At 67.8% G+C, this 18,474-nt stretch carries 19 protein-coding genes; 15 read left to right on the top strand and 4 right to left on the bottom strand.

What is annotated here, in order from left to right; genetic code table 11:
* Window positions 1-80: 80 nt before the first annotated feature.
* From NGM07_RS08035 to NGM07_RS08025, 3 genes are all read left to right on the top strand, one after another.
* Window positions 81-686, top strand: coding sequence for a TetR/AcrR family transcriptional regulator (locus tag NGM07_RS08035; RefSeq protein WP_253519243.1), 606 nt, complete (start codon window positions 81-83; stop codon window positions 684-686).
* Window positions 683-2,113 carry an MATE family efflux transporter gene (locus tag NGM07_RS08030; protein WP_368410251.1) on the top strand — a complete coding sequence of 477 codons (1,431 nt, stop codon included), beginning with the start codon at window positions 683-685 and terminating at the stop codon, window positions 2,111-2,113. Before NGM07_RS08035 ends, NGM07_RS08030 begins: the two co-directional genes overlap by 4 nt.
* 149 nt (window positions 2,114-2,262) lie before the next feature.
* Window positions 2,263-2,880, top strand: a complete 618-nt coding sequence (locus tag NGM07_RS08025; RefSeq protein ID WP_253519241.1) for an NUDIX hydrolase — start codon at window positions 2,263-2,265, stop codon at window positions 2,878-2,880.
* Window positions 2,881-2,924: 44 nt separating this feature from the next.
* Here NGM07_RS08025 and NGM07_RS08020 read toward each other — a convergent pair whose 3' ends face one another.
* Complete coding sequence (locus NGM07_RS08020) at window positions 2,925-3,578, bottom strand: MogA/MoaB family molybdenum cofactor biosynthesis protein (protein ID WP_253519239.1); 654 nt, start codon at window positions 3,576-3,578, stop codon at window positions 2,925-2,927.
* Between the two features lie 654 nt (window positions 3,579-4,232).
* Here NGM07_RS08020 and NGM07_RS08015 point away from each other — a divergent pair.
* The gene (locus NGM07_RS08015; protein WP_253519237.1) at window positions 4,233-5,279 is read left to right on the top strand and encodes a zinc-binding dehydrogenase; all 1,047 of its coding nucleotides are present in this window, start codon (window positions 4,233-4,235) and stop codon (window positions 5,277-5,279) included.
* The gene (locus tag NGM07_RS08010) at window positions 5,279-5,569 is read left to right on the top strand and encodes a DUF7977 family protein (RefSeq protein WP_253519235.1); all 291 of its coding nucleotides are present in this window, start codon (window positions 5,279-5,281) and stop codon (window positions 5,567-5,569) included. The genes NGM07_RS08015 and NGM07_RS08010 overlap by 1 nt, the downstream gene beginning before the upstream one ends.
* Before the next feature lie 327 nt (window positions 5,570-5,896).
* On the opposite strand, the gene NGM07_RS08005 is transcribed toward NGM07_RS08010, so the two are convergent.
* Window positions 5,897-6,328, bottom strand: coding sequence for a desampylase (locus tag NGM07_RS08005; protein WP_253519232.1), 432 nt, complete (start codon window positions 6,326-6,328; stop codon window positions 5,897-5,899).
* Window positions 6,329-6,466: 138 nt separating this feature from the next.
* Here NGM07_RS08005 and NGM07_RS08000 point away from each other — a divergent pair, with 138 nt between their 5' ends.
* Window positions 6,467-7,852, top strand: a complete 1,386-nt coding sequence (locus NGM07_RS08000; RefSeq protein ID WP_253519230.1) for a hypothetical protein — start codon at window positions 6,467-6,469, stop codon at window positions 7,850-7,852.
* 64 nt (window positions 7,853-7,916) lie between these two features.
* On the opposite strand, the gene NGM07_RS07995 is transcribed toward NGM07_RS08000, so the two are convergent.
* The gene (locus tag NGM07_RS07995; protein ID WP_253519227.1) at window positions 7,917-8,771 is read right to left on the bottom strand and encodes a PspA/IM30 family protein; all 855 of its coding nucleotides are present in this window, start codon (window positions 8,769-8,771) and stop codon (window positions 7,917-7,919) included.
* A gap of 222 nt (window positions 8,772-8,993) precedes the next feature.
* Between NGM07_RS07995 and NGM07_RS07990 the strand changes: the two genes are divergently transcribed.
* The 6 genes from NGM07_RS07990 to NGM07_RS07965 all read left to right on the top strand — a co-directional run bounded on the left by NGM07_RS07990 (window position 8,994) and on the right by NGM07_RS07965 (window position 13,850).
* Complete coding sequence (locus tag NGM07_RS07990) at window positions 8,994-9,602, top strand: alpha/beta hydrolase (protein ID WP_253519225.1); 609 nt, start codon at window positions 8,994-8,996, stop codon at window positions 9,600-9,602.
* 63 nt (window positions 9,603-9,665) lie between these two features.
* Complete coding sequence (locus NGM07_RS07985; RefSeq protein ID WP_253519223.1) at window positions 9,666-10,253, top strand: DUF2391 family protein; 588 nt, start codon at window positions 9,666-9,668, stop codon at window positions 10,251-10,253.
* Window positions 10,254-10,329: 76 nt separating this feature from the next.
* Complete coding sequence (gene pyrG, locus NGM07_RS07980) at window positions 10,330-11,979, top strand: glutamine hydrolyzing CTP synthase (RefSeq protein WP_253519221.1); 1,650 nt, start codon at window positions 10,330-10,332, stop codon at window positions 11,977-11,979.
* A complete protein-coding gene (gene guaA / locus NGM07_RS07975; RefSeq protein ID WP_253519219.1) occupies window positions 11,979-12,896 on the top strand; it encodes a glutamine-hydrolyzing GMP synthase in 918 nt (305 codons plus the stop codon). Before pyrG ends, guaA begins: the two co-directional genes overlap by 1 nt.
* Window positions 12,897-12,903: 7 nt before the next feature.
* Entirely contained in the window at window positions 12,904-13,224 is a 321-nt protein-coding gene (locus tag NGM07_RS07970) for a DUF7126 family protein (protein WP_253519217.1), read from the top strand.
* A 326-nt stretch (window positions 13,225-13,550) separates the two neighbouring features.
* The gene (locus NGM07_RS07965) at window positions 13,551-13,850 is read left to right on the top strand and encodes a hypothetical protein (protein WP_253519215.1); all 300 of its coding nucleotides are present in this window, start codon (window positions 13,551-13,553) and stop codon (window positions 13,848-13,850) included.
* 35 nt (window positions 13,851-13,885) lie between these two features.
* On the opposite strand, the gene NGM07_RS07960 is transcribed toward NGM07_RS07965, so the two are convergent.
* Complete coding sequence (locus tag NGM07_RS07960; RefSeq protein ID WP_253519213.1) at window positions 13,886-14,581, bottom strand: MBL fold metallo-hydrolase; 696 nt, start codon at window positions 14,579-14,581, stop codon at window positions 13,886-13,888.
* A gap of 163 nt (window positions 14,582-14,744) precedes the next feature.
* Between NGM07_RS07960 and NGM07_RS07955 the strand changes: the two genes are divergently transcribed.
* The 3 genes from NGM07_RS07955 (at window position 14,745) to NGM07_RS07945 (ending at window position 18,345) form a co-directional block, all read left to right on the top strand.
* Complete coding sequence (locus NGM07_RS07955) at window positions 14,745-14,957, top strand: DUF8142 family protein (RefSeq protein ID WP_253519211.1); 213 nt, start codon at window positions 14,745-14,747, stop codon at window positions 14,955-14,957.
* Between the two features lie 708 nt (window positions 14,958-15,665).
* Window positions 15,666-15,983, top strand: a complete 318-nt coding sequence (locus NGM07_RS07950; protein ID WP_253519208.1) for a cupin domain-containing protein — start codon at window positions 15,666-15,668, stop codon at window positions 15,981-15,983.
* Window positions 15,984-16,494: 511 nt separating this feature from the next.
* Complete coding sequence (locus NGM07_RS07945; protein ID WP_253519205.1) at window positions 16,495-18,345, top strand: threonine--tRNA ligase; 1,851 nt, start codon at window positions 16,495-16,497, stop codon at window positions 18,343-18,345.
* Window positions 18,346-18,474: the final 129 nt, after the last annotated feature.

Below are 18,474 nucleotides of genomic sequence, written 5' to 3'. Positions count from 1 at the left end.
GCGCGGGAACCCCGGTGGACTTCCGACTTCACAAGCCATTTGACTGACTAGCCAGTCAGTTCCACTAACGACCGAACAGCATGTCGGACTCACCACCCACCGACGATATCATGCGCGCGACCTACCGCGCGCTCTGCGAGCACGGCTACGCCGACGTGACGATGGAGGACATCGCCGCGAAGTCCGAGAAGAGTAAGTCGGCGCTCCACTACCACTACGAGAGCAAGCACGCCCTGTTGCTCTCGTTCCTCGACGACCTGCTGGAGTCGTTCACCGAGCGCCTCGACGCGGTCGACGGGGAGACGCCCCGCGACCGACTCGGGGCGACCGTCGACGCGGTGCTCGACCCGGACGCCGAGGGGCCCGACCGCGAGTTCAAGACCGCGGTGCTGGAGATGAAAGCCCAGGGCCCCTACGACGACGCCTTCCGGCGGCGACTCGCCGACTTCGACCGGACGCTCCACGACCGCTTCGCCGACGCGCTCGCGGCGGGCGTCGAGTCGGGCGACTTCCGCTCGGACCTCGACGTGGACGAGACGGCCGAGTTCTTCGTGACGGTCTGCAACGGCGCCCAGACCCGTAGCGTCGCGGTCGGCCGCTCGACCGAACGGACCCGACGAACGCTCGAACGCTACGTCGAATCGGACGTCCTCGCGACGGCCGACCCGCCGGGGGCCGAACGGTGAGCGGCCTCGACGGGTTCGAGCGGGTTCGCCAGCTCTTCTCGCGGGCGTTCGACCAAGAGGGCCTCGATCTGACCGAGGGCGGCATCGCCACGCCGCTGTTCCTGCTGTCGGTTCCCATCGTCATCACCAACCTGTTCCAGACCGCCTACAACCTCGCCGACACCTTCTGGGTCGGCCAGTACAAGACCGAGGCGCTGGCGGCCATCAGCTTCGCGTTCCCGATGGTGTTCCTGCTCATCTCGCTCGGGATGGGGCTGTCGGTCGCGGGCAGCGTGATGGTCGCCCAGAACGTCGGGGCCGGCGAGGAGCGCGAGGCCGAGTACGCCGCGTCCCAGACGGTCGCGTTCGCCATCGTCGCCTCGATACTGCTGGGTATCGCCGGCTACTTCGTCGTCGACGACCTCCTGCGGTTCTTCGGCGCCGCCCCCGACGTCTACCGGCTCGCGGTCGACTACATGCGGGTCATCTCGCTGGGGCTGGTGTTCATGTTCGGCTTCCTGATGTTCATCTCGCTGATGCGGGGCTACGGCGACACCGTGACGCCGATGGTCGTGATGTTCTTCTCGGTTCTGCTGAACATCATCCTCGACCCGTTCCTCATCTTCGGGTGGGGGCCGTTCCCCCGGATGGGCTTGGAGGGCGCGGCGTACGCCACCATCTTCTCGCGAGCGCTGGCGCTCGTCGCGGGCCTCGGCATCATGTTCGCCGGCATCCGCGGCGTCGAGATACACCTCCGGGACATGCGGCCGAACCTCGCGTTCGCCAAGCGCATCCTCCGAATCGGCCTACCGGCGTCCATCGAGGGCACCGGGCGGGCGCTCTCGGTCAACCTGATGCTGCTGGTGGTTGGGATGTTCCCCACGACGGTGGTCGCGGCGTTCGGCATCGGCACCCGGGTGCTGTCGGTCGTCTTCATGCCGGCCATCGCGGTCGCGCGCGGCGTCGAAACCATGTCGGGCCAGAACATCGGCGCGAACAACTACGACCGCGCCGCCGAGACGAGCAAGTTCGCCGCCAAGGCCATGTTCGTCGTGCTCTCGCTAGTCGGGGTCGTCGGCTGGATCTGGGCCGAACCCATCGTCGGGGTGTTCACCACCAACGCCGACGTGGTCGACGTCGGCGTGACGTTCATGCGCTACGTCGCGCCGACGTTCGGCTTCATGGGCATCATGCGCTCGTACAACGGAAGCTTCCGCGGGGCGGGCAAGACGCTGACCGCCGCCGCCATCTCGGTGGGGACGCTCGGCCTGCTCCGACTCCCGTTCGCCTGGGTCGCCGCCAACGAACTCGGTTCGAGCGGTATCTGGCTCTCGTTCGCGGTGACGAACGTCGTGGGGGCCGCGCTCGCGTACGCGTGGTACCAGCGCGACACCTGGCGCGAGGTCGACCTCGCGCGCGGCCCCGGCCCCGCTCCGGGTGACGATTGAGTCTGGCCCCGCTCGGGCGACGACTGAGTCCAGAGTCGCGCCGCGCGACTCTGGACTCACCCGTCCCGCCGCGACCGCCGGTCGGCCGACCGTTCTGCGCGAGCGGACTATCGAAGACGGTTTTACCTATCCCCTTCAACTCCCGACCAATGAGTACGGACGACACGGCCGGGGACGCGGCCAGTTCCGCCGGGGAGGAGCGCCACAAGAACGCCCGACAGCACGTCGTCGCGGTCGACGCGGACGACAACGAACAGGACGTCGTCAACCGCCTCGACGCCCACACGGGCGACGGCACGCGCCACCGGGCGTTCACCTCGCTCGTGTTCGACGGCGACGGCAACATCCTGTTAGCCCAGCGCGCGCCCGACAAGCGCCTCTGGGGGACGTGGTGGGACGGCACGGTCGCCTCTCATCCCGTCCAGGGCCAGAGCCAGGAGGACGCCACCCGCCAGCGACTCGAAGAGGAACTGGGCATCTCGCCCGACCAGTACGACGACCTGCGCCTGACCGACCAGTTCGAGTACAAGCGCTACTTCGAGAACGCGGGCGTCGAACACGAGGTCTGCGCCGTGCTGAAGCTGACGCTGGACGACGTCTCGCTCGACCCCGACGAGGAGGAGGTCGCGGGCCTGATGTGGGTGCCCTACGAGCGCCTGCACGAACACCCCGAATGGTACCGACAGCTCCGGCTCTGTCCGTGGTTCGAAATCGCGATGCGCCGGGACACCTCGCCCGACCACACGCCGCCCGAAGGTTCGTACTGACGGACGTCGTCGGCTATCGCTTCTAACCGGGACTCTCCCTTCTCCTACGACCCGTCTTCGTCTTCGCCTTCTTCATCGTCTGGCTTGGCCAGCCCCGCGAGGTGGCCGGCCTCCGCGACGATTATCTCCTCGGCCCCGAGGCGGGCGGCGTTCTCGCTCCCCGGCAGGCAGAAGACCGGCACACCGTTGGCGACTCCCGCGGTCGCGCGCGTGCCGACGACCTTCGTGCCGATCTCGTCGTACGAGAGGGTGCGGAACAGTTCGCCGAAGCCCGGCAGTTCCTTGTCGAACAGCGGCCGGGCGGCCTCGATGGTCACGTCGTCGGGCGTGACGCCGGTCCCACCGGTCGTGACCACCGCGTCCACGTCGTCGCGCCGCACCAGCGCGTTCAGCGAACTCTGGACGCCGTCGTAGTCGTCGGCGATGAGTTCTCGGTTGACCACGTCGTGACCCTCGTCGTCCAGCGCCGCGACGATGGCGTCGCCCGCCGGGTCGTTCGAGAGCGACCGCGACGAGGAAATCGTGACTACGGCCGCGCTCAGCGACTCCACGTCGTGTTCGTGGTGGTGGCCCTTCTTCGCGTGGTCCTCGTGGTCGTGGGGCTCCTCTTCTGGTTCGTCGAGGGGTCGTCCGGAGTCGTCCTCGTCGTCTTCGTCTTCCGTTCCGCGGCGCCTGTCGCGAGATTGGAAATCGACCATGGCGAACGATTGGACCGCCATCACGTAAAATCCCCGCCGCCAGAGCGGTTTCGTGATTCGAGAATTACGATTTCGTATCGGTCGGACTCTCGGAGGTAGAAGCGCCTCGCGCTCTCCGCACCGACTCGATTGTTCGTCGAACGAAGCGTCCTGCTCGTACTCCGCGACTGCGAGGGCTCGTTCGAGTAAAGCGCCCTACTCGCACTCGGTCAACTGGCATCTTGGTCGACGAAGCGTCCTGCTTGCACGATACATGTGAGTACCGCACCGCCACCGCAGCCACGTCCTGTTGAACGAGAGGTACGGCGCGCGCTGGCGTCCTCGTGAACGGAGTGAACGAGGGCTCGTGGGAGCGAAGCTCCCACGGCGCGACCCGGGCGGTTTCGGGTCGCGCCTTCATTGCGCGAGGGACGACCGAGCGCCCGTAGGGCGCGAAGGAGTCGGCTGGGGAGGCGTGTGGCCTGCGGTTGCGGTGGCGGGGCAGTACTCAGTTGGACCGTGCGAGTAGCGGTCCGCACTTCGTCTGACTGTAATCCGGGGCTGTGCTGTCGTTCTGATCTACGGCGTAACTATCCTTTACCCACTCCTCTCACAACCACTCACCCCGCTTCCGGTTGAGGTACAGTTTTACCTTCGCAAGCCAATCACACGCCCATGAAGGCCGTTCAGTTCGAGGAGCACGGCGACCGGGACGTACTGGAGTACGGCGACTTCCCCGACCCGACGCCCGACCGCGACGAGGTGCTGGTCGACGTCAAGGCCGGGGCGCTCAACCACCTGGACATCTGGACCCGGCGCGGCATGCCGGGCATCGACCTCGACATGCCCCACGTTCCGGGCAGCGACGCCGCGGGCGTCGTCCTGGAGGTCGGCGAGGACGTGACCCGGTTCGAGGCTGGCGACCGCGTTGCGCTGTCTGCGGGCGTCTCCTGCGGCAAGTGCGAACACTGTCGCCACGGCGAGCACTCGCTGTGCGTCAACTACCACATCATCGGCGAACACGTCCGGGGCGTCCACAGCGAGATGGCCGCGATTCCGGCCGACAACCTCGTCCCCGTCCCGCAGGGCGTCGACTGGGAAACCGCCGCGGCCGCGCCGCTCGTCTTCCAGACCGCCTGGCGGATGCTGGTCACCCGCGCCGACGTCGACCCCGGCGAGAAGGTGCTGGTACTCGGGGCCTCGGGCGGCGTCGGCCACGCCGCGGTCCAGATCGCCGACTATCTCGGTGCGGAGGTGTACGCCACCGGGAGCACCGACGAGAAACTCGACCACGCCCGGGACCTCGGCGCCGACTACGCCATCAACTACGCCGAGGAGGACTTCGCCGACCGCATCCGCGAACTCACCGACAAGCGCGGGGTCGACGTGGTGGTCGACCACATCGGCGAGCAGACCTACCCCGACTCGCTCAAGAGTCTGGCGAAGGGCGGGCGCATCGTCACCTGCGGCGCGACGACCGGCCCGAACCCCGGCGCGGGGCTCAACCGCATCTTCTGGAACCAGCTTTCGGTCATCGGGTCGACGATGGCGACCCACGGCGAGGCCGACGACGTGCTCGAACTCGTCTGGGAGGGCGAGTTCGAACCCGCCATCCGGGAGGTCCTGCCGATGAGCGAGGCCGCCCGCGCCCACGAGATGCTCGAAGAGCGCGAGGGATTCGGGAAGGTCGTCGTGGTCCCCGACAGCGAGTACGACCGCTGATGGCCGAAGACACCTACACCCACCGACCGGGGAAGATAGACGGTGACCGCGAGGACGCCGACGCGGAGCACGCCGACCCGACCGCGCCCGTCGAGCGCGGCCAGGAGGAGTTCAACTACCGCGACTGGATTCTGGTCGGGGTCATCGCGCTCTGCTTTCTGGTCATCCCGGCGACCATCTACGTGATTCCGCCGGTCCGGCCCTTCAAGTTCGCATACCTCGTCCTGCCGCTGATTCCGGCGATTCTACTGGGGCTGACCGCGGTCTGGTCGGCCCAGCGGAGCGAGTGAATCGGCTTTCGTGCCGTTTCTAATTTCGTCCTCTGGACGTTGGCGCGCGCTGGCGTCTGCGTGAGCGCAGCGAACGCAGGCTCGTGGGAGCTTTGCTCCCACGCTGCGACTCCGCGGTTTGGAGCCGCGCCCTCGTGCGCGAGGGATGAGCGAACGCAGTGAGCGAATCGGCTGGGGAGGCGTGTGGCCTGCGGTCGCGGTGCAGTGGCGGTGCGGTTCTCATGTGAGTCGTGCGAGTGTTGGTCTGCGGTGCGTTACGAGTGCTATCGCGGTCGCAGTGAGAGTACTGGAAGCCGAAAACGAGAGACGAACACGCGACGCGAACGGCTATCTTCCATCCGAATCAACGACCCGCACTTCCTCCCGCGAGAACTCCTCGCCGGTCCAGCGCCACGACCCGACCGACGCTGAGTCCCCGGACAGCGAGACGATGAGATACGACTTTCCCGGCCAGGTCGCCTCCGCCGCGTCGGTGGCGCTCGGCCCCGTCGGCCCCGCCGGGTGCGAGTGGTAGAACCCCACGACCTCCCGGCCGGCGTCCTCGACGGCCTCCATCAGTTCCAACTGCTCGCGCGGGTCGAGTTCGTAGTTCGTCCGTGGCGTCGATGCGACGTTCGCGGCGGGGTGGCGAGCTTCGACGCGGCGCGCGCCCGACTCGTCCATCCCAGCGAGGATTCCGCAGACCTCCTCGGGCGCACCCTCGCGCGCGTGGGCGACCATCTCTTTTCGGAGTTCCCTCGGGAGCGTGACGGTCGACACGGTAGACGGTCGGAATTGGAGTGCGACCGTGATAAGTGTGGTTCGCGGCCCGAGAATCGCCCGACCGGTCGACCCGAATGCACCGACTCGACCCCGACGCCCGGGGACATTTTTGGTACTCCGTCGCGTGGTTCCCCCATGCGACGCCACGTCCGGTTCGCCGTCGCCGCGGTCGCGCTCGTCCTCCTCGCGGGCGCGACGCCCGCGGCCGGCGCGCCGCCGGTGGGAACGAGTGCCGAACACGCGAACGCCGATTCGAACGGACTCGCCGTCCCGAACGCGAGCCTCGACCAGGTCACCACGCCCGACACGACCGCCGAAAGCGACGGGGACGACGGCGACGACGAGGGCGATATCGTCACCGATGGTTTCGACCCCGAGTACGACGCCGAGGCCGTCCTCGACCGCGTGGAGGAACTGCGCGGCCTGTCGGCGACCGACGAAATCACGCTCCACGAATACCCCGACCGGAACGGGAGCGCGGGCGACGTCCGCGACCGCTTCGCGGCCATCCGGCCGGCGGGGGCGCGCGCCCTGCAACTGTACTCCAACGGCTCGACCGACCGCCGGACGCCGCTCGGCTACACCGTCCGGCGCGGCGACGGCGTCCACGTCTACCTGATGAACGATTCGGACCTGGCGGCCCACGGCGTCGGCCAGGAGGTCGTGTTGGCCCACGAACTCACCCACGCATTGCAGTTCCAGCACGGCCTCATCTCGCCGACTCGGAGCCAACTCCGCGGGGAGTTCTCGCGGTGGACTACCGACGCCCGATTGGTCGCCACGTCGCTGGTCGAGGGCGACGCGATGTGGGTCACCCGGCAGTACCACGACCGCTACGCGACCGGCAACGAGTACTCAGTTGCCGAGTACAACCGCACGCTGTCGCGGGCGGCGTGGCCCCACAGCGTCGGGGGAACGCCGTACTACTACGGCTACCGGTACTACGAGCGGACCGACGCCGCGCCCGACGCTCGTTCGGCGGCCATCCGCGACCCGCCGAGCGCGTCGGCCGGGTTGCTCCATCCCGGCGCGCCGACGGACGCGGGGTCGGCCGCCGGGGTACCCGACGCGCCGCCGACCGACATCGCCGGATTCGAGCGCTACCACACCGACACGGTCGGCGAACTGGTCGTCCGGCACGCGCTCCGGATGAACGGTCGGTCGTTCCGGACGGCGGCGGAGGCGGCCGACGGCTGGGCGGCCGACCGGATGTACTACTACCGCGACGGCCCCCGGAAGGCGACCCACTGGGTCACGGTCTGGCAGAACGAGAGCGAGGCGGCGGAGTTCGCCGCGGCGTGGCGCGGGACGCTCGACTCGCTCGGCGCGACCGAGTCGAACGGGAGCAGAGCGGGGACGACCGACGCGGCCGGCGAACCCGCTCGCAACGTGCTGGTGGTGTCCGCGAGCGAGTCGGCGCCCGCGGTCGCCTACGTGGTCGAGCGCGAGGGCGCGACCGTGCGGGTGACCGCCGCTCGGAGCGCGGAGGCGGCGCGAAAAATCGCGGCGGCGGCCGACTGAGTCGCGGTTCGTCGGGGCGACGGGTCGCCGGCCGGCGACCCGTCGTCCTGACCGTCCGACCGCGCTACTGCTCCTCGTCGTCGCGAATCTCTTCGAGTTCCTGCTCTATCTCCTCGTCGCCGACGTCGGAGTCGGCTTCCGTCTCGGTTTCGAGTTCGGCTTCGAGGTCGGTTTCGGACTCGGCGTCGGCGCTCGACTCGGTTTCGGTCGTCTCGGTCGACCCCTTGCCCATCTCGGCCTTCAGCGTCTCGAGTTCGGCGTCGACCTCGCCGGAGGCCTGAACCTCTTCGAGTTCGCGGTCGAGACTGTCCTTGTCCGACAGCGCGTCCTCGAAGACGCCCGAATCCTGGAGTTCGTCCATCGCCTCGGAACGAGCCTCCATGTCCTCGGTGCGCTCCTCGGCGCGTTCGATGGCCCGGCCGACGTCCTCCATCTCGTTTCCGGCACCGGTCATGGCCTCCGAGACGCGGGTCTGTGCCTCGGCGGCCTGGTAGCGGGCCTTCATGCTCTCCTTCTTAGTGCGGAACTCCTCGATGCGGTTCTGGAGTTCGTCCTTCTTCTCGACCAGTTGGTCCTGGGTGTTCTGCAGGCTCGCTATCTGGCTCTCCAGGTCGTCGATCTGGTTCATCTTCGTCTTCTTCTTCTCCAGGGCCTTGCGGGCGAGGTCCTCGCGGTCCTGGCTGACGGCCTGACGAGCCTGGTCGTTGTGCTTCTCGACGTTCTCCTCGAGTTTGCGCTTCTGTATCTCGAGGCGCTTCTTCTGCGTCGTGAGGTCGGCGATGCCCTGCTTCACTTCCTGTAGCTCGTCGCGTAGCTGTTCGTAGGAGTAATCGAGGGTTTCGGCGGGGTCCTCGGCCCGGTTGAGCGCGGCGTTTATCTTCGACCGGACGACGTACGACAGGCGTGAGAGTACTCCCATACCCCGTCTTTCGGGACGAAGGCCTTAAAATCCTCACTTCCACAACAGCTATCGCCGCGTTCGCGGGTGCTGGTCGGCCGAGCGAATCGCTCCCCGGCGCTGCTCGCTCGAGCGAGGAAAATCGCCCGGAGGCGTCGCGTAGGGGACCGCCGCACGCGGCGGTCCCCGAGTCGTTCCGAATGCCGAGGACACTTTACGCCGACTCGCGAACCCTCTCCTACCATGAACTCCGAGGACCTGCCGATTCCGGGCGGCCGCGACGTGCGCGCGACGCTCGACGAACCGGACTCGGGAAGCGCACGCTCGATAGTCGTGGCGTGTTCGCCCCATCCCCAGCACCGCGGCCACCGCGGCGACGCCCGCCTGAAGGCCGTGAGCGAGTATCTCGTCGCTCGCGGCATCGCCTGCCTGCGCTTCGACTACGGCGAGTGGGACGAGGGCTACGGCGAGCGCGAGGACGCCCGCAACGCCCTGCGGTGGGCGCGCGAGCGCTACGACCGCGTCGGCATCTTCGGGTTCAGTTTCGGCACCGCGGTCGCCGCGCTCGCCGCGGCGAGCGTCGACCCCCAACCCGAAGCCGTCTCGTTGCTCGCGCCGACCCCGCGGCTGGCCGACGACCTCGACACCGTCGCGGCGCTCGACGACGTCGAGAGCCCGATCCAAGTCGTCTACGGGACCCGCGACGACACCGTCGACTGGGAACCGGTGGTCGAGCGCGCCCGCGAACTGGACCACGAGGTCGTCGAGATATCCGGCGACCACTTCTTCGTGGGCCAACACGAGAAGGTCGCCGACGCGGTGGGCGGCTTTCTGGCCGAGCGCCTCGGATAGGTTCGCGGACGTCTCGGGAGCCCTGCCCCCGGATTTTACCCTCCCGGGTGCGTCTCTCGGACCATGAGCTACGACCGCCAGGAGTCGACGGCCGCCGCCGACGAACTCGATACGGACCCGGACATCGAGGACGTGTTCGAGGAACTGGAAGAACTGGAGGAGATCGTGGACACGCCCGCCGAACGCGAGCAGGTCCGCGAGACGATTCGGGTGCTGCGCCGGACCCGGACCCGGCGGACGTTCGGGCGACTCCGCGACAGCTTCGACTCCCGCGACGTGGGTGAGGGCCTCGTCGGCGCCTTCGTGTTCGGCATGCCGATGGTCGTCGAGGAGGGCACGCTGGAGATCGGCGAGTTCATCGCTCGACGTCCGCTGCTGTTCGCCGTCACGGTCGCGGTCGGCGTGACGCTCGTCCTCGGCATCCTCCACGCGGTCCGGTTCGAGGAGGTCGAGGCCGACCTGCTGTTCGGCGTGATTCCGATTCGACTGGTGAGCACGCTGACCATCTCCGCGGGGATGGCCGCCGTGCTGATGACCATCTGGGGCCGAGCCGACTGGGCCGCGCCGTCGGTCGCCGCGGGCCAAATCACGGTGACCGCCATCGTGATGGCGGTGGGCGCGTCGCTCGGCGACGTGCTTCCGGGAACGTGAAGCGGAGCATGGACAGTCGTTGTCACCCGCTACACCGCTCCGAAATCGTTTTGAATCGCGCCCGCCGACACTCGGTATGCCGACCGAACCGGAAACTGAGTACGACCCTTCTCTCGGAAACAAGTTCATTTTCGTCACCGGGGGCGTCATGTCGGGACTCGGCAAGGGCATCACGGCCGCCAGCACCGGCCGTCTGCTCGCCAACGCCGGGTTCGACGTGACGGCAGTCAAAATCGACCCGTACCTCAACGTGGACGCGGGTACGATGAACCCCTACCAGCACGGCGAGGTGTACGTCCTGAAGGACGGCGGCGAGGTCGACCTCGACCTGGGGAACTACGAGCGGTTCCTCGACATCGACATGACGTTCGACCACAACGTCACGACGGGCAAGACCTACCAGCACGTCATTCAGAAGGAGCGCGCCGGCGACTACCTCGGCAAGACGGTCCAGATCATCCCCCACATCACCAACGACATCAAGCGGCGCGTCCGCGAGGCCGCCGAGGGCCACGACGTCTGCATCGTGGAGGTCGGCGGCACCGTCGGCGACATCGAGGGGATGCCCTTCCTGGAGGCGCTCCGGCAGTTCGCCCACGAGGAGGACGACGAGGACTTCCTGCTGACCCACGTCACGCTCGTCCCCTACTCGAAGAACGGCGAGCAGAAGACCAAGCCGACCCAGCACTCCGTGAAGGAACTCCGGTCCATCGGCCTCCAGCCCGACATCCTGGTCGGCCGGTGCGAGGACGAACTCGACCCCTCGACCAAGGAGAAGATTGCGCTATTCTGCGACGTGCCGACCGACGCCGTCTTCTCGAACCCCGACGTCGAGGACATCTACCACGTCCCGCTGATGGTCGAGGAGGAGGGCTTGGACGAGTACGTGATGGAGCGGTTCGGCCTGACCGACCGAGCGATTCCGGCGGCCGAGCGCGACAACGAGTGGCGCGAACTGGTCACCCGTGAGAAGACCGGCGATGTCGACATCGCGCTGGTGGGCAAGTACGACCTCGAAGACGCCTACCTCTCGGTCAACGAGGCGCTCAAGCACGCCGGCCTGGAGAAGAGCGTCGACGTGAACGTGCTGTGGGTCGACAGCGAGGAAATGGCCCGCAACCACGAGGAACGCCTGCGCGAGGCCGACGGCATCGTCGTCCCCGGCGGCTTCGGCTCACGGGGAACTGAGGGCAAGATAGAGGCCATCCGGTACGCCCGCGAGAACGGCGTGCCGTTTCTCGGCCTCTGTCTGGGCTTCCAGTTGGCGGTCGTGGAGTTCGCCCGGAACGTCCTCGATCTGGAGGGCGCCCACTCCGCCGAAATCGAGCCCGAGACGTCCCATCCGGTCATCGACCTCCTGCCCGAGCAGTACGACCTCGAGGACCTCGGCGGGACGATGCGACTCGGCGCCCACGAAACCGAGATTCAGCCGGGGTCGCTCGCCGAGCGGGTGTACGGCGCCGACGCCTGCACTGAGCGCCACCGCCACCGCTACGAGGTCAACCCCGAGTACTTCGACTCCTTCGAGGACACCGACCTCGTCTTCTCGGGACGCTCCGGGAATCGGATGGAGATTCTGGAACTGGCCGACCACCCGTACTTCTTCGGCACGCAGTTCCACCCCGAGTTCCGCTCGCGGCCGACCCGCGCGAGTCCGCCGTTCGTCGGCCTGCTCGACGCGGTGTTGGAGTCCGCCGACGAGGACGCTCCGGAGGTCGAAGCCTGATGGTGAACACCGACGAATTCGTCGACGAGGCAGTCGCGGAGATTCGCGAGCAGGTCGGCGACGCCCACGCCATCATCGCGCTGTCGGGTGGCGTCGACTCCTCGGTCGCAGCCGCGCTGGCCTACGAGGCCATCGGCGACCAGTTGACGCCAGTCTACGTCGACACGGGCCTGATGCGAAAGGGCGAAACCGAACAGATAGAGGAGACGTTCTCCTACATGGAGAGCCTCGAAGTCGTCCACGCCCAGGACCGCTTCCTCGGCGCGCTGGAGGGCGTCGTCGACCCCGAGGAGAAGCGCGCGGTCATCGGCGAGCAGTTCATCCGGGAGTTCGAGACGGTCGCCCGCGAGACCGACGCGGAGTACCTGGTCCAGGGGACCATCTACCCCGACCGCATCGAGAGCGAGGGCAACATCAAGTCCCACCACAACGTCGGCGGCCTGCCCGACGTCGTGGACTTCGAGGGCATCGTCGAACCGGTCCGGGACCTCTACAAGGACGAGGTCCGGGAGGTGGCGCGCGCGCTCGATCTGGAGGAAATCGTCGCCGAGCGCATGCCGTTCCCCGGTCCCGGACTCGCGGTCCGGGTCATCGGCGAGGTCACCCGCGAGAAGGTCGACGTGGCCCGCGAGGCGTGCCACGTCGTCGAGGAGGAACTGGAGGAGTACGACCCCTGGCAGGCGTTCGCCGCGGTCATCGGCAAGGCCACGGGCGTCAAGGGCGACAACCGGGTCCACGGCTGGGTCGTCTCGGTCCGGTCGGTCGAGTCCCGCGACGGGATGACCGCCCGCGCCCAGGAGATCGACTGGGAGACCCTCCAGCGCATCCAGAGTCGCATCACCGGCGAGAACGAGAACGTCGCGCGGGTGGTGTACGACGTGACCCACAAGCCGCCCGCCACAATCGAGTACGAGTGAGATTCGAATGCGCGCAATCGTCTCCGGCGACGACGAACACGGACTGAGCGACGCCCTCGAAGCCGAGGGCGTCGAACTGACCCGCGTGGATGCCATCGCGACCCGGCCGGTGCTGGAGGAGGCGGGCATCACCGACGTCGACGTCTTCGTCCTGACGGAGGCCGGCGGCGCGACCGCCATCCCCATCGCGAAGGACCTCAACGACGACGTGCGGGTCGTCGTCTACACCGACGACAGCGTGCCGGACTTCGCGCGCGGGCAGGCCGACTTCATCGTCGACCCCGACGTACTGTCGACCGAGGCGGTCGCCGAGGAACTGTCGGCCTGAGGCGAACTTACTTCGGTTTTCGTTTCCGGCATCCGGGTTGTCACCAATTAACGTCACGTAGCGACGCGTGCGGCCGGGCATCGCCGGCCGACAAACCGACAGGAGCGCCCGCGACACCGACGGGAAGGGGCCGGCCGACGGATACCCGGCGAATCGAACCGCGCGGCCATCCGGGCGTCCATCGTTTCGGATAGGAGTTTTCGGTCGGTCGCCGTGCAGTTGCCGGACGTTTCGTAACAGCGAGGCGTTTCGTCTCCGCACGCTCGTTCTCTCACGCGAGAAGTCGAGCGAAAAACACAACTCCGCGCGCCAGAACTGTTGGCTCGATGATAGGGGACGATAATTCGGTCGTCGCGGTCGTCGTCCTGCCCGCGCTTTCGGGCGTCCTCGGATTCGTCGCCGCGGGACCGCTCGGGTTCCTCGTCGGCGCGTCGCTCGTGCTCGTCGTCGGCGGGATGGTCGACTATGAGGACGAGAGCGCGGCGCGAATCGCCGAACTCGAAGCGCGAGTCGCGAAACTGGAAACCGAACTCGCCGCGAACGCGTCGGACGAATCCGGCGACTCGTCCGACGCCGCCGAGCGTCCCGACGGCGACCCGTCAGATGCCGACGAGGGGTCGCGGTAGTCGCGCACCTCCGACCGTTCGCTCTCCTCTTGGCGCTACACCCGACTCGCCAACTCCCGCAGTCTCGCACTCCCGTTCCGCATTATCGGCGTCCCGTGGCCCATCGCGGCGACCTCGAAGTCCGGCACCCCGTCGGCAAGCCGCCTGACGCTCCGCTTGACTTCGGCGGGGTCGTAGCTCATCACCCACGGCGAAGCTTCGAGGCGGCCGTCCTTCTCGCGCACGAGGTCGCCGAGGAACGCCGCGCTCGGGTCCTCGGCGACCCACGCGAGGTGGCCCGGCGAGTGGCCCGGCGTGTGGTAGGCCGTGAAACCCCCCACCTCGTCGCCGTCCGAAACCGGGCGAATCGGCAGGTCGGGCGGCGAGACGAACGACTGGCTGACCCGCTGGAGCAGGCCCTTGTGGTTGCGCCAGTTCGGGCGGGTCCGGCCGGCCAGCACGTAGGCGTCCGGGCGGCCGACGTACACCGGCGCCGAGAGGTCGAGTCTCGACAGTGCGCCCACGTGGTCGAGGTCGTAGTGCGTTACTAGCACGCGGGCGACGTCCTGGACGGCGTGGCCGGTTTCGCGGACGCCCGCCGCGATGGCGTCGGCGTCTCGGGGCGTCCCGGCGTCGACGAGCACCAGGTCGTCGCCGTCCTCGACGAGGTAGCTGTTGACGCCCCCGAGGTCGAACCACCAGACGCCTTCGCCGAGTTCGGTCGCCTCAGTCGCGGTCGTTTTCGTCGCCATGGGCGTGGTACGCGAGCGTCCCACAAAGGATTGGCTCCCAAACGAGTGGCCTCCGGACCTGCTTGGGCCGCCGGGGCCGTCCCGGTTTCGACTCCCGACCGGACCGACGCGACGACCCGGTTCGAACGGACGATTTTTGTCCGTGCGCGCCCGCTGTGGGAGTATGGAGTCGCAATTTCCGACCGGGGAGTCGCGCAACCGCAAGCGCGCGGCGCTGGCCGTCCTCCCCTTCCTGGCGCTCGGGTTGGCCGACGTGGTGCTGCTGCTCGCGTGGGGCGTCGACCCGCTGTGGGGCTTCGCCATCCTGCCGCCCATCCTCTTCGTGAGCGTCATCGCGTGGTTCGCCTTCTCGACGGGCTTTCTCAGCGAGCGCTGAACGCCGGTCGAGGCCTCGGACGAGGGTGCGAGAGTCGGCCGTCCGTCCGGAGCGTCCGCCTGAGGCGACCGAACCGTCCGCTACGAAGTCTGTTTTCGGCGCGGTCGGCGGGGTCGAGGCAGCCACCTCGGCCTCGCCGACCGCTCGGATTGACGACCGATTTCTTCGAGGCTTCGAATCGCCGCAAATCGTTCAAGACCGTTCATTCGGGCGTGAACTGCCTGAACCGTCTGGACGGTCGCCTCGGTTGAAGTGGGACCGGCCACATAGAAACTGATGCGGTCGCGCGACCGACGCACTCGCCGACTCCGCTCCCGGCGATGCGTGACCGACCGCACATCCCGGTGCGACGACGAGCGGCGACGGACACACCCGGCCGGGCCGGACACCGCCCAACCGGCCTGGCTTCCGCCAGCGCGACAGCCGACCGCCTCACTGACCGCTCGTCGTTCGCGACGACAGCACCGACCGAGACCGCTTCCGGACCACCCAACTCCGGACCGCACCCAACTGAGACCGACCGCACCCGACACCGACCGCACCCAACACCGACCGCACCCAACTTCGGACCGACCCGATTCGGACCACCGGGCCGCCCGACCCCGCTCTTTCCACCCTCCTTTCCGCTCCCGCGATTCACCGACTCCGAGCGGCGCCGACGTCGATGTCGATTCGGGTTTTATGGTTCGCCGGCCCGTCTCTAGACGCATGGCGCTCGACCGCTACCCAGACCTACACCCCGAAGCGGGCGAAGTCCTCGACGAGGAGTTGGCCGTGACCGACGACGTGCTCGTGAAGGCGTTCGCGCTCGGCCCGGGCGCGGAACTGTCGGCCCACGACCACCCGGACGCGACCAACGTCTTCCACGTGCTGGAGGGCACCGTCACCGTGATTCAGGGCGACGACGAGGAGGAGATCTCCGCGCCGGGCGTCGTGCTCCACGAGCGCGGGGAGATCCACGGCGCGCGCAACGACGGCGACGAGACGGCGGTGCTGACCGCGAGCCTCTGTCCACTTCCGTCGTGAACATCGTTTCTTCGGATTTTGGTTTCCGCGATCGACTCTCTCGGTGACTGTGGAAACGGTGTGAAGCATACCGCTCTAGAAAACCGGAGTAGAGCTAGCTAATCGCGATTCAAATGAGAAGCCGCAGCCACACGCCTCCCCAGCCGATTCCCTCACTCGCGCCTGCCGGCGCTCGTTCAGTCATCCCTCGCGCGCATGGGCGCGACCCCGAACCGCCGGGTCGCGCCAGCGCGCGCCGTAACCCTGGCTCAGTATCACGCGTCTCCGAAACCGAATCGGCGCTCGCGGTCGCCGCCTCGTGCGAGATGGACTCGCGCGAGGTCGGAATGCGAGTACCTAGTTGTGTCGTGTAAGTAGCGGTCGCAGTCACATTGCCTTCCGTCGGTAGTTCTGTTTCGTTCGTACACTCTCGTCGTCTCGCTCACAACCACGACACCAGCGAGCCTCCACCGAAGCCGAACGATTTCCACACTCCCGGCACGCTTTTGCACGACCGCACGGACCTCCACGCATGCGACTGCTGTTCGTCCACTCCGACCACCTCGAGTTCGAAACCACGACCGAAGCGGGCGAGGGTCTGGGCGAAACCGAGGGCGTCCCGATGGCGGGCCGGATGGAGGACTGCGTGACCGTCTTCGTGAGCGTCGAGTCGGCCGACGCGGCCGACCTCGACGCGGTGGCCGAGAACGCCGCCGACGAACTCCGCGACGTGGCGGGGCAGTTGAACACTCGGAAGGTCGTCCTCTACCCCTACGCCCACCTGAGCGACGACCTCGCCGACCCCGACAGCGCCAAGGCGGTCCTCCGGCGGCTCGAATCGCTCCTCGACGGCGAGTTCGAGGTACTGCGCGCGCCCTTCGGCTGGTACAAGGCCTTCGAGGTGGCGTGCAAGGGCCACCCGCTCTCGGAGCTCTCCCGGCACGTCACGCCCGAGCGCGCCGACGAGGAGGAGGCCGCCGAGCGTGCGCCGAGCGAGTGGTTGCTTGCGTTTCCGGACGGCGAAACCGTCGACCCCGTCGCCGCCAGGGACGAAGACGACCGGGTGAGCGACGACATGCGGGCGTTCGTCGCGAGCGAAGTCGAGGGCGAAACCGCGAGTCCGGGCGAGCGGCCCCCGCACGTCGACCTCATGGCCGAGAAGGAACTCGTCGGCTACGACGAACTCAGCGACGTGGGCAACCTCCGGTGGTACCCCCGCGGGAAACTCGTCCGGGATTCGCTGATGGAGTGGGTCACCGACCTCGTGGTCGACTACGGCGGGATGCCGGTCGAGACGCCGGTCATGTACGACCTCGGCGTGCGGGCCGTCCGCGAACACTCCGAGAAGTTCGGCGAGCGCCAGTACCGCTTCGACTCGGGCGACCGCCGGATGATGTTGCGGTTCGCGGCTTGCTTCGGGCAGTTCTCCATCATGCGGGACATGCACGTCTCGGAGAACGACCTCCCGCTGCGCATCTACGAGATGTCGACCTACTCGTTCCGGCGCGAGCAGAAGGGCGAGGTGATGGGGCTGAAACGCCAGCGCGCGTTCACCATGCCCGACATGCACACCGCGACGAGGGACATGGACGAAGCCCGCGCGGAACTCGAACGCCAGGCCAAACTCTCGCTGCGCGCGAGCGAGGCGCTCGGCCTCGACTACCAGCCCGCGATTCGGGTCACCCGCGAGTTCTACGACGAGAATGAGGCGTGGGTCGAGGGACTCGTCTCGGAGTTGGGCAAGCCCGCGCTCGTCGAAGTTCTCCCCGAGCGTCACCACTACTGGTCGGCGAAGGTGGACTTCGCCGCCATCGACGGACTCGGCCGCCCCATCGAGAATCCCACGGTCCAGATCGACGTCGAGAGCGCCGAGCGCTTCGGCATCGAGTACAGCGACGGCGAAGCGTCCCACCGCCCACCTATCCTCCACTACTCGCCGTCGGGCGGTATCGAGCGCGTGTTGGCCGCCCTGCTGGAGGAGGCCGCGAAGATGGACGTGCCGCGCCTGCCGACGTGGCTCTCGCCCACCCAGGTCCGGTTCGTCCCGGTCGGCGAGGAGCACGTCGACTACTGCGACGCGCTCGTCGCCGACCTCGAAAGCGAGGGCGTCCGGGCCGACGTGGACGAGCGCGACGAGACGGTCGGCAAGCGCATCGCGCGCGCCGAAACCGACTGGGTGCCCTACTACGCGGTGGTCGGTGACCGGGAACTCGAAGACGACGAGGACGTGCTGGGCGTGAACGTCCGTGCCGAGGAGGTCGAGCGCGAGATGCCCTTCGAGGAACTGGTCGAAACGGTATCGGAGGAAATCGAAGGTCTGTCGCGGCGGTCGCGCTACCTCCCGAAGCACGTCAGCCGCCACCCGCACTTCACCGGTCGGTGATCGGCCTCCCGAGTCCGGAGCTACGCTCTTCAGTTCAGTACCGTCGAACCGAATACCGAGTCGCTTCGCCCCCGTCGTCCCGCGGTCACCGACATTTGGTAACTCCACCCACTTTTAATATAGCTCACA

It is taken from the genome of Halorussus vallis (assembly GCF_024138165.1).
Lineage (GTDB): Archaea > Halobacteriota > Halobacteria > Halobacteriales > Haladaptataceae > Halorussus > Halorussus vallis.
Note: the sequence above shows the minus strand (reverse complement) of the source record. Positions and strands in the feature narration are given on the sequence as shown.